This is a genomic window from Micromonospora sp. NPDC057141 (genome assembly GCF_042670805.1).
Taxonomy (GTDB): Bacteria; Actinomycetota; Actinomycetes; order Mycobacteriales; family Micromonosporaceae; genus Micromonospora.
The window spans coordinates 1-10,832 of record NZ_JBHUVA010000126.1; the positions used below are offsets into that span (position 1 = coordinate 1).

A 10,832-nucleotide genomic window follows, 5' to 3' on the forward strand; every position below is an offset into this window, starting at 1 on the left:
CATCGACTGGTAGAGACCCACAACAAACCCGCCGGAAGACCACCAACCGGGCTCAACGCATAGACCAACTCAAGAATCTCCAAACCGCCCTCTGAGAAGCGCGTCTCCGCGTTGGCAGGACAGCAGGAACGCCCGTTCGCCGTCGGTGAGTCCGAACGCCTCGGCCACGGCGTCGATCGCCTGCGGCGCCTGCCTGAGTAGCACTTGGGTTGCGGCGTTGGAGACGACGGCGCGGCCGGTCTTGGTGGCGAGCACGTCCGCGGCGTCCTGGGTGACAACGGTCAGGCCCGTGCCGTACTTGCGGGCGGACTTGGCCAGGGTTTCCAGGAACATGCCGCCGCGCCCACCGGACAGCAGCTTCCACGCCTCGTCGACCAGCACCATCCGCAGCGCATCGGGCCGTGCGCCGCAGGCTGTGGCTCCGCGTACGGTGCGCCAGATCGTGTCCAGGGTGAGCAGCGTCCCGACCGGATGAAGCTGTTCGGGGAGATCCTTGATGGCGAACACCACCAGGTGCCCCTGCGCGAGCGAGGTGGTGGGGCCGTCGAACAGGCCCCTCATGCTGCCGGCGACGTAGGGATGCAGGCGGGCGGCGACTCGACGCCCGGCGTCGTCGGTGTCCTCCAGGGCCGCCGTCACATCACCGAGGAGCGGCGCGGGTCGTCGCCAGGTACGCGGGTCGGTGGTGATGCCCTTGGCCCGATACGCGGCCAGCACCGCCACGTCGAGGGAGCGGGCCTCATCGCCGGGCAGCGGCGCACTGACAGCGGTATCGCCGCTGGCCATCACCGCGACCAAGGTCTGCATGAACCGCGCCCGATCGTTCAGGGCATCGTCGCCGGGTGGCAGGTCGAGAGGGTTGATCTTCACACCAGCCGCGCCGAGCCGGATGACCGTGCCGCCGACCGCGTCGGCCAGCCGCAGGTACTCGTCCTCGGGGTCGATGACGAACGCCTCCACCCCGAGGCACAGGTTGCGCAGCAGGTCGAGCTTGGCCAGATACGACTTCCCTTCCCCGGAGCGGGCGAGGATGACGGCGTTGTAGTTGGACTGCGCCCACCGGTCCCACACGACCACCCCGGCCGAGTGCAGGTTCAACCCGAACAGCACACCCATGCCGCTGTCTGCTGCGGTGTCGGGCAGGTCGGGGCTGGTGAACGGAAAGCTCGCGGCGAGGGCGTCAGTGTCGAAGACCCGCTTCATCCCCAACGCGTCGAACGCCAGGGGTAGGCCGCTGATCCAGCCCTGCAACTGCCGCCATGTCACGGGCGCGGTGTTGAGCAGCAGTGAGGAGGCCAGGGACCGCACCTCGGCCACCCGATCGGCCAGCTCGGCGGGGTTGGTGCCGTGGACGGTCAGGTAGAGGCCGAGGCGGAACAGCCGGGCCTCGCCTCGGGCGACCCGCATGGCCAGCTCGGCGGCATCGGCCGCGGCGGCGTCAAGGTCGGGATCGTCAAGACGGCCCTGGGCCGCGTCCTGCCGCCGGGAGGACTCGAACCGGCCGCGCTGCTTACGCAGCCGCTCGGAGGCCACCGCCGGCGGGACCGGCTCGATGTGGAAGGCGGCGTCGACCAGGCCCGGGTAGGACAGGATCGGCTCCGCCCACCCCGGGCCGACCTCAGCCGGGTAGCCGACGACGGCCAGGGTGGCGCTGTAGCCGTCCCCGACCCGCACGTGTCGGCCGTCGACCTCGACGGCGTCCGGGGAACCGGGCAGGATCGTCGCCGACTCAGGCGCGGGAGGCTGCCGGGTCGGTAGCAGTACGGACAGAAGTCTCACCGCTGTTCACCTCCGTCAGACAGGGTGGGGCGTGCGGGTCGGGGCGGTGGGGTCGAGGTTGGCCGAGAGCCGCACCGTGGCCTCCGGCCCGTCCAGGACCCGGGCGGGAACCTCGCAGCCAGCGAGGGCACGCACCGCCTCGGCCGCGTGGTGCGCGGTGTGGTGCGCGCCGCGTCGACTGCGCACGGCGACGGTGACCTGCCGGTGCAGCAGCTCGCGTCGCGCGGCCAGGTCATCAAGGAACGCCACGTGCGCGTGGGCTGCCTCTTCCAGCGCAGGGTGCGCTAGCCCGGGGGCGGCGGCGAGGAACCGGTCGGCAAGGTAGGTCAGGTCGACCCGTTGCGCCCGCACCACGATCTGCGCCGGGCCGTCGAGGCTGTGTAGCCAGCGCGCGAACCCGGCCACCAGGCCGTTCTGCTCCCCCGGTGTCCGCAGGCCGAAGGCCACCGTCGAGGCGGCGACCAAGCCGGTGGTGCCATCCGATCCGAGGTCGATCAGCCCGTCGCCGGTGATGCCCTTCGCGGGCAGCCGCAGCGGTGCGGGCAGCGGTAGCCGGTCACCCGGCCCGGCGGTGGACTGCACCCACGCCGGGGCCGGGATGACCGGTCCGTCGGCCGGGACGAGCCGGCGTGGGCTGCGGCGGTGCCGTAGCGCCGCGAGGACCCAGGCGTCGAGGCTGATGCCGTCCCGGCGGCCGACCGCGAGCAGGAACGCCCCAGCGGCGGGCGGCATCGCACCCGCGAGGAACACCAGCGGATGCACCACTGTGGCCACCGCCGTCCACGCCGCGTACAACAGCAGGCCCGTGACGGCCAGGATCACCAACTGTCGTCCCGACATGCCGAAAGCGATCCTGTCCGCCCGTTCGATGTCTGCGGGCACCCGAGCCCGCATCGGAGCCTCGTCGCTGCGGCGGCTCACTGCTGATCACCTCTCGGTGTCGATGACGAGCCCCGCACCGGACCAGACGGCCGGGACGGCGGTGGGGACGCAGGGGACGGGCCGGTACGGACGGCGCACGAACCTGGCGACGTCACACCGCCCGACGGGGACGGGCGGGGCGGGGTTGCCGACCGCTGACCGTCCGGGGACGGCGGGACGGACGGGGACGGTGGACGGGACCGGGGCGCGTTGGGCGTGGCTGCCCGCCGAGCGGCGGACGGGGTGCCCGGGTTAGCGACGGATTGCCCGCTCGGGGTGGCCCGTCGCGCCGCCGTAGGCCGTGTCCCGGGGGTCGAGGTTCGTCGCGGCCCGCCGGCCGCCGATGGTGTGGCCTGGGCTGCGGAGAACACCGGCGTGACCGGGGCAGGTGGCCGGCGCGGCGCGCTCTGCGGCACTGGTGCGGCCGAGAACCTCACCGCTGGCACCGCGCCTCCGGGCGCTGGTGTCGGTGTCGTGGTCGTGGCGGCGCTGAAGGCGACTCGGGCCGGTGGGGTGGTCGGGGACGGCGGACTCGGATGGGGCGGGGCCGGGTGGGAGAACTGCGCGGCCGGGACACCGCCGGACGGCGCTGGCGTCGGGGTGGACGGGGCCGCCGGGTGGCTGAAGGTGGGGGCGGCATTCGTCCCGGACGGCGCGGGCAGCGGCGTGTGGACGGCCGGGGCGTGGCTGAAGGCCACCGGTCCCGGCGGAGGCGGCGGGCCGGGAGCCGGCCCCGGACGGGGCGGGCGCGGTGGACGGGGCGGACGAGGTCCACCCGGTGACGGACGGGGGCCGGGCGGACGAGGGGACGTCCGTCCGCTGGTCCGGGACGGGCTCGCGCCGCCCAGGATGCCAGCCGCCGCACCGAGCGTTTTGATCATGATGAAGGCGTGGACGAGTTGCCCGAGCAGTCCCCGGCCGTTGCGCTGTCCGAGCGGGCCGAGGACGAACTGTCGCATCCAGCCCGGCAGCTTGATCAGCAGCCACAGCATCGTCAGGCAGACCACGACGCCAAGGAGCCCGTGCCCGGTCGCGGGCACGCCCATCACGGTCGGCCCGGCGGGAGTCAGGAACACCCTGACGGCGGCCATGACGACGATGGCCTGACCGAGTTGCAGGCCGAGACACGCCAGCGTGCACCGCCACCACAGATGAGCCACGCCCTCAGTCAGCGGGCTGGCGTGGCAGATCAACGCCGCCGGAGCGACACCGAACAAGATGACCAGCGCCGCCAGACGCAGTACGAACGTGAACTCCACGACGAGGCACATCACGATCACGGCGATGGACAGCAACGCCATCAGGAACCCGCCGCCACGCAGAGCGTCGTCCACGACCTGCCGGATCGCGGTCGCGGCAACCGGGCCGTCGATCGTGTCCCCGGCGATGGCCACGGTCAGCGCGTTGGTCAGCTCGATGGCCTTCTGCCCGACGAGCAAGCTGCAATTGGCCAAGACCACGCCCACGGCGATGCGGGGCAGCACCTGCTTGAGGCCGTACTGCGTTTGCAGCGTTTCCCGGGCGGTGACCAGGAACCCTCCGGCCACGATGAACAGCACGATAATGCCGTTGGCGACGATCAGGCTGGTCATCCAGATCGCCTTGACGTGCTCGTTGACGGTGAGGTCGGGGGTGGACAGCCACGACGCACCGAGGGCTTCCATTATCGGCTGAAGAGCTTGCTCGGCGGCCCACACGACCAGGTCCACGACGGCCTTGCGGATCTGGCCGGAGATGTCATACCAGGCCGGATCATCGCCAACAGAAGGCTGGCCGGGAGTCGGGGCCGGGCCGGGGGTAGGTGCCGGCGCGGAGGGCGACGGTTCCGCCCCTGGCGGGCGGACGCCCGGGTCAGGCACGCCGGGTGTTGGCGGTGTGCCGGGTGCGGTAGCGGGTGGGCCAGGTGCTGGGCTCGGCTGAGCGTGCGCCGGCCCGGCCCAGGTCAGGGCAAGGCCGGCGAGGATCACCACGCCGAGCAGCAACAACGCCACCGGTCGGAACAGGCGGCAGGGTCGGATCGCGAGGGCGGTCATCAGGCCACCCAGCTATGGACGATGGTCACGAACAGCGGGGCGAGCAGCGCAAGGGCGTAGCCGATCACGGCAGACCGCAGCGCGAGCTTGGCCTTCTCGACCTCACCGGGGTCACCGTTGGCGGCCAAGTAGCGCAGACCGCCGACGGTGAAGAACAGAGTGGCGACAGCGACGAGGATGCCGACGAGCCAGGCCCGAATGTTGTTGGCGACCTGCTGGATCGACTCAACGGCCAGCACCACCGCAGCGGGCTCGGCCGCCCACGCCACGGCCGGCACGGCAACGAGCGCTGCCGTCACCACGACGGCGGCGGTGAGGAGGAGCAGCAGCAGCGCGGCGCGGACAGTCCGAGGACAGCGTCGACGCGGACGGCGGACGGAAGGCCGCCCGCGCCTGCCCGCCCCGAGGCAGCAGTCCGCCGCCTCGGGGCGCGGGAACGGGTGAGGATTCATGGGACTGGGCACCTCCGGTGCGCACGCCAACGCAGCCCGCAGCGGGGCGTGGGGGCGCGAGTGGGTAGCGAAGGCGGGACCGGGCGGAGCGCTCGTGAGTGACCTGGGTGCCGACCGGCGCGGCCGTCCCCCTCACCAGAAGCGGCGGATGGGCCAGGGACCGTACGGGGTGTCAGCGCCGTCAGCGGTCCGGTCGGAACAAGGTCACCTGCGCGGAAGAGTCCCGCACTAGGGGATTACAGATCCGAACCCCGGATTGGAAAGCCACAGCTCAGGCAGCCTGCTTACGGACGCTTGCGGGCGGTGGGCGCGTCGAGGAGCGCCGTCGCCGTGGCCTCGTTGATCACGTCGGCGTACGGATCGGACAGTGCGCCGGACTCGATCGCGGCCGTCAACCGGGCGACGGCAGCCGTGCGCCGCTTGTAGAGGTTCCAGCGAGGCTGGCCGGTGCGTTCGGCGTAGGCGGTAAGGCTGACCTCTTCCAGGTAGGTCGCACCGATCAGCTCGGCCTCTTGGACGGTGATGACCTCGGCGGTGACCGCGCGGGCCAGGACGAGATCCGGGTGGCCGTACGGGGCCGGAGGCACCAACGCCCCCGGGACGTGGTTCGGAGCCCCGGACGACGCCGGCTCCAGGTCGCGCAGCTCGGCGCGGGCCTTGGAGAACGCGGCGGACAGCAGGTTGCCGACCACGCCCGGCCTGGCTACGTCGACCGTGCCGAGAGCGCGGAGGAAGTGCTCGACGATGCCAGCCTGCACGTCGCCGGTGAACATCTTGGCCAGCAGGTACGCCTTGAACCGCAGGCCCGGCAACGCGACGCCGACCGCACCGGCACGCCACGCCGGGTCACCGGTACGGGCCTGCTGCACGAGCAGCCGCCACGCCGCGTCCCGGGCGGCGTAGCCGCAGGACGGGTGCATGAGGATCGCCGACAGCTCGGGAAGGGCGATGACCCGGCGGGGCAGGCCGTGACCGAGGCTTCGGCCGTCCACCGACAGCGGGCCCGGTCCCTGCCCCATCAGCCGGAACCGGTACTCGATGTCGTTGAGCAACGTCTCGCCGCGCCGGGAGACGGCTGGCTCGGTAGCAGGGGTACGACGGTCCATGGTGGTGCTCCCTCGTGATGGCCGTTGCCGTCCGGCGGGAGTGCCGGTCGGCGCTGTGCCACCACGCCACCAGGGCCTTTGAACAGATCATGAACACTGCTGATCTTGTTCAAGGTGTCGCGACAGGTGTTCAACACGGCCGTCTCCGGTCTCCGTCAATGCGTCTCGACGTAAGTCGGCGGGCACCCGGAGCCGGGGTGTGCAACCCGTGGTCAGGCTGTTCAAGGCTCTGCATGCCGGCCGCAGCCGCGTCGGACCGGCACCCTTGAACACGCGCCGCCCACGAGGCGAAGCGGGATGGCCACGGACGGCACTCGCCGGGCGCGCTGACGCGCCATCGCGATCGTGTTCAAGGTCGCGAGGCGGGTAGCCGCCTCGTGTTCAAGCAGATGACGATCTTGTTCAACCGGTCACCGATCACGTCGGCAATCCACGGCTCGCGTGATGTCGACAGCCAGCCCGTGCCATTGTTCCTCGCTTGCAACCCACTGCCTACGGGCCTCAGCCGCCAACTCCCTCCACTGGGTTGGACAATGTTCTCCTCGCCGTAGGCCCAGCAACAAGATCCGGAACGTCGGCCGGGATGCTCCACTCCCGTCCGGTCGCCGCTCTTGCTCTCGCACCGGGTCCGCAGAACGACGTGGCGGCCCGCAGACGAACCCACTTCCAGCGAGAGAGGGTCGTCAACGGCCGGCCGGTCAACCCGGGCGAGCGCACCCACGTCTGCTACGGCCGCAACCGGCTCGGACACAGGGACGAGGTGCAGTGCGCCGACGCCGCGGTGACCGCCACCGACACCACCGGCAGCCGGTGGATCCTCATGATCGAGCGCCGCGACGCCGGTGGGTGGGCGCTGCTCGGCGGCCACATCGAGCCGGGCGAGACCGCAGCCGACGCAACAGCCCGGGAGTTGACCCCGAGGAAACCGGGCTGGTCGTCACCCTCACGGACCTGCAGGTCGAGATAATCGACCGTCAAAAAGTTCCGGAGTCACGGCAACGTTTGCTGGGGTTGAGGACGTAAGTAGTGGCCGTGAGATTGAAACTGAGGGTGCAGGTGGCTGATGCATGATCGCGAGGATCAGGAGGTGACAGCCTTTGTGCGGGCGCGTTACAGACCGCTACTCCGGACCGCCTTCCTGCTGTGCGGAGACCGAGGGAAAGCCGAGGATCTGGTCCAGACGACGTTGGCCAAGACGGTTGTGGCGTGGCCTCGGCTGCAACGCTCAGAAGGCGTCGATCACTACGTTCGGCGCATCCTAGTCAACACGTTCGTGACCTGGAGGCGGCGCCGATCCTGGTGGGAACAGCCCTTGGGTCGGCTGGTGGAGAGTCCGGCACGCGACGAGTACGTGGGGGTGGAACAGCGGGACTTGCTCCGCCGGGCTTTGGAAGGTCTGCCAGCACGACAGCGTGCCGCCGTCGTGCTGCGCTTCTACGAGGACCTGTCCGAGCAGGACACGGCGCACGTACTGGGTTGTTCGGTTGGCACGGTCAAGAGTCTCTCATCAAGGGGTCTGCAGACTCTGCGCAAGCAGTGGGTTGAGGCCGACGCTGTTGCTGATCAAGGGGTGCGCTATGCATAGCACGACCGAGTTGCGTGACGGCCTGGCGGATCTGGCCGAGTCGGTGATACCGGCCGAGGGCTATGAAGGCAAGATCATGCGCCGGGCAGACCGGCGTCGCGGGCGGCAGCGTATCGCCACCGGAGCCGCAGTCGCAGTATGCCTGGCTGTGCTCGTCACGATGTTTCGGGTTGCCGGATTCGGGTCCACACCGCAACTCGCTGCACCGCCGCCGGATGGCCCGTTTCTGGGCTGGTCCCCGGTGGGAGACGTGGACGCTGGCCTGGTACGTGAGGCCACCAGTGTCTGGGACCGTACCAACTCGGCCGGCCCGCACACTGATGTCCGGGCCCTTGTCGCGACGAGCCATCCACGCCTGCGCTCAACGGTGGTTGTCTTGCAGGGATACGACAAGCAGGGTGACGCGAGGTTGGCGTTCTTCACCGGTGATTCCGGCGCGGCGGACGCCTTGCGGATGCGGGTTGATCGGCCGGCGCCCGATCCGGTGGAGACTCAGGTGATAAGTCTGGTCAGTCCTCGGTTGTCCGGAGCCACCGGCGTGGCTAGTAGTGACTCTGCGGGCACCTATGCCATTGCCCTCGCCATGCCGGGCGTGACAGCGTTGCGGGTGTCGAGTACCGCAGTCGATGATGAAATGGTACAAGAACCGGACGAACCCACCAGTCGCCTGGTGGTAAAACGATTCCCGATCGCTGCGACCGCGCAGACGACAACGATCGCGGGGTTCATCAAGCCGAAGCGACCGTTCGCCAGCCTCACGAAGGTATTTGAGGTGCCTGGTGAGGACGGTGTGGACGGCGACGCGCGGGCCGTACCCGCCGAGGTAGTCGGCAGGAACGGCCAACAGATTATCGTGGCGTTTCCGAAGGATCAGGGAGTCCGGCGAGGCCAACTAGCCGTTGTCGCCGAAGGTTTGGTAGGACGCCTAACGGCAGTCGATGCCGCCCGCGGCGAAGCCACTGTCGACCTCGTTACCAGCACCGGATTTGCTGGCCAGGTGTACACGAACATCAGTAATGTTCCGGGTTCCGTACGTGGCACCGGCGGAAAGTTAGTCATGGAAGGCGTCCCCGCAGATGGTAAGGTTTACCAGACCAACCGTGTCTTGATGCCGGATCCGTCCCAGCGGAGCAATCAGGTTGGCGCCGTCACGATCGGGCGAGCGTCTGCGGAGAAGGCGGCAGGCGCGACCACGGTGGAGCTTACGCCAACAGCCGACCTTGCCAACCTGACTAGATTGTCGATCATGACGCCATCCACCCCCTGACGGCGGCCCATCGACGCAAGGATGCGCGGAGGCGAGTGGCCTCCGCGCATCCTCAACAGGTCTACAGTTCAGTAGTGGACCGAGCCGCTGCCAGAAGCCTTTGCGATGTCACCGCCGGAGTTACCCGTAGAAAAGTAGTAGAAGTGCATAGTTGTGTTCGTCGGAACGCTCGACCAGCACCAGGTACGCGTTACGCCGTCGGTGGGAACGGTGATGGTCCCGCCCGCCGAAAGGCTAACCTTGAACTGATGATGCGACCCCTGGGGGTAATCCCACGTGGCTTCAATGTCCTTACAGAAAGTCGTCTGCGTGGATTTGAAGTCTCGGCCGTCCAGGCTCCACACTCCATCAAATGTGAAGGAGAAGGGAATTGTGGAAACCGCGAAAGGAGTCAATCCCGTCGTGACCGTAGGGCCATTCTGAGTGTAGTGGTCGATCTGGCCCTGAAGCTTGGGCATCTTCCCGGTAACTGTCATGGTGACGTTCGGCGGCAGCGACGCCCACACGGCGGCATTGTTCGCCTCGATCTCGGCGGCACTAACCGTCGGTTTCGCAGGGTCGCTGCCGGCCGCTTCGGTTTTAGGTGCCGCTTGAGCCGGAGCGGCCAACAGCAGCAATCCTGTGGTCACGGCAGCGACGGTTCCAAGGAACCGCTTCATCGGCGAGTGTGACACTCTGTGATCCTCCCATGCGGTTTGCGTGACAGTTCAACCGTGTCATCAATCAAGCCATCACGACAAGAACGACCATGGTCTATCTTTGTGCGACTTGTCACCAACATCCGGTCAACATGCCCAGCGGACATGTGGTATTGCCAGGAGTCCCTGCGTGAGCTGGTGGCTCGGGGGCGGCTCCGGCAAACGTGCCAACGCAAGGAGGGCCTGCGCGAACGGCTCGACAGTCAGCCGCACGGGTTCGTTGACGTCGACCCGCCCGGGACCACTGACCGTCGGCTATTGGAAGGCGAAGAGCGCGATAGCCGGTGGGCCGAGGAGGACCGCCTCGTGGAGCAGATCGTGGACGCGCTCGAAAGGTCAGGGGTGCCAGGGTGATCAAGCCCGAGGACATCAAGGTGTCGTCGGCGGGTGGGAGATCGGGATCTGGCCCTCCCTTGTTGATCGAGAGTTGCTTCTGCGTGGCTTGTCAGGTGGCGAGGAGGACTCGTTTGCGGAGTAGGTCGAGTTTGGCGCGGCCGTACATCTGCCGTCTGAGCATCTTGATGCGGTTGACGTGGCCTTCGACGGGTCCGGAGCTGTGGGGCAGGGTCAGGCTGTGAAGCACGGCGTCGTCACCACCGGAAGCCTTGACCAGGCGCAGGCCGCCTACGACCAGTACGACCGCGACGGAGGCAACCCATGACCGGAACCACCACTCCTGACCAGCTAGAGCAGATCGCCGAGCGGACCGAGAAGCGCCCGTACACGCCGCTCGCGTACCGGCAGCCGTGGGACGTCCGCTGGCCTGGCTGGCTCGGCCCCCGACCGCCCGGTGTTCCGGCGCCCGCAGATAAGACCAACTACCCGGTGTTCGTGTGGACGCACTCCTACACGAGGGCTGCGTAGTGGCATCCCGACGAAACCCGCACGGAAGCGACCCTGAGAGGGCGGTTCGGAGGTTTAGGTCCGTTTCGGGATAAGGGTGAACACTCCGGGCTGGTCTTCGGTCAGGACTTGGCGGTTGACCATGCGT

At 68.8% G+C, this 10,832-nt stretch carries 9 protein-coding genes and 1 pseudogene; 4 read left to right on the forward strand and 6 right to left on the reverse strand.

The window, feature by feature from the left end; translation table 11 throughout:
- Positions 1-93: 93 nt before the first annotated feature.
- The 5 genes and pseudogenes from ACFT41_RS31105 to ACFT41_RS31125 all read right to left on the reverse strand — a co-directional run.
- Positions 94-1,779 (reverse strand): annotated as a pseudogene (locus tag ACFT41_RS31105) (VirB4 family type IV secretion system protein); the annotation flags it as partial.
- A gap of 15 nt (positions 1,780-1,794) precedes the next feature.
- The gene (locus ACFT41_RS31110; protein WP_377589810.1) at positions 1,795-2,700 is read right to left on the reverse strand and encodes a PrgI family protein; all 906 of its coding nucleotides are present in this window, start codon (positions 2,698-2,700) and stop codon (positions 1,795-1,797) included.
- Complete coding sequence (locus ACFT41_RS31115) at positions 2,697-4,364, reverse strand: hypothetical protein (RefSeq protein WP_377589809.1); 1,668 nt, start codon at positions 4,362-4,364, stop codon at positions 2,697-2,699. Before ACFT41_RS31115 ends, ACFT41_RS31110 begins: the two co-directional genes overlap by 4 nt.
- A 368-nt stretch (positions 4,365-4,732) precedes the next feature.
- The gene (locus tag ACFT41_RS31120; protein WP_377589808.1) at positions 4,733-5,185 is read right to left on the reverse strand and encodes a pilin; all 453 of its coding nucleotides are present in this window, start codon (positions 5,183-5,185) and stop codon (positions 4,733-4,735) included.
- 284 nt (positions 5,186-5,469) lie between these two features.
- Positions 5,470-6,291 (reverse strand): hypothetical protein, encoded by an 822-nt coding sequence (locus ACFT41_RS31125; RefSeq protein WP_377589807.1) that lies wholly within the window; start codon positions 6,289-6,291, stop codon positions 5,470-5,472.
- Between the two features lie 583 nt (positions 6,292-6,874).
- Here ACFT41_RS31125 and ACFT41_RS31130 point away from each other — a divergent pair.
- The 3 genes from ACFT41_RS31130 to ACFT41_RS31140 all read left to right on the forward strand — a co-directional run bounded on the left by ACFT41_RS31130 (position 6,875) and on the right by ACFT41_RS31140 (position 9,143).
- A complete protein-coding gene (locus ACFT41_RS31130) occupies positions 6,875-7,258 on the forward strand; it encodes an NUDIX domain-containing protein (RefSeq protein ID WP_377589806.1) in 384 nt (127 codons plus the stop codon).
- A 96-nt stretch (positions 7,259-7,354) separates the two neighbouring features.
- Complete coding sequence (locus tag ACFT41_RS31135) at positions 7,355-7,876, forward strand: SigE family RNA polymerase sigma factor (protein WP_377589805.1); 522 nt, start codon at positions 7,355-7,357, stop codon at positions 7,874-7,876.
- Positions 7,869-9,143: a rod shape-determining protein MreC gene (locus ACFT41_RS31140; RefSeq protein ID WP_377589804.1), complete on the forward strand. Its 1,275-nt coding sequence runs from the start codon at positions 7,869-7,871 to the stop codon at positions 9,141-9,143. Before ACFT41_RS31135 ends, ACFT41_RS31140 begins: the two co-directional genes overlap by 8 nt.
- Before the next feature lie 68 nt (positions 9,144-9,211).
- Here the strand turns inward: ACFT41_RS31140 and ACFT41_RS31145 are convergent, their stop codons facing one another.
- Complete coding sequence (locus ACFT41_RS31145; RefSeq protein WP_377589803.1) at positions 9,212-9,772, reverse strand: hypothetical protein; 561 nt, start codon at positions 9,770-9,772, stop codon at positions 9,212-9,214.
- A 726-nt stretch (positions 9,773-10,498) separates the two neighbouring features.
- On the opposite strand from ACFT41_RS31145, the gene ACFT41_RS31150 reads away from it, so the two are divergent.
- Positions 10,499-10,705 (forward strand): hypothetical protein, encoded by a 207-nt coding sequence (locus ACFT41_RS31150; protein WP_377589802.1) that lies wholly within the window; start codon positions 10,499-10,501, stop codon positions 10,703-10,705.
- The last annotated feature ends 127 nt before the right edge of the window (positions 10,706-10,832 follow it).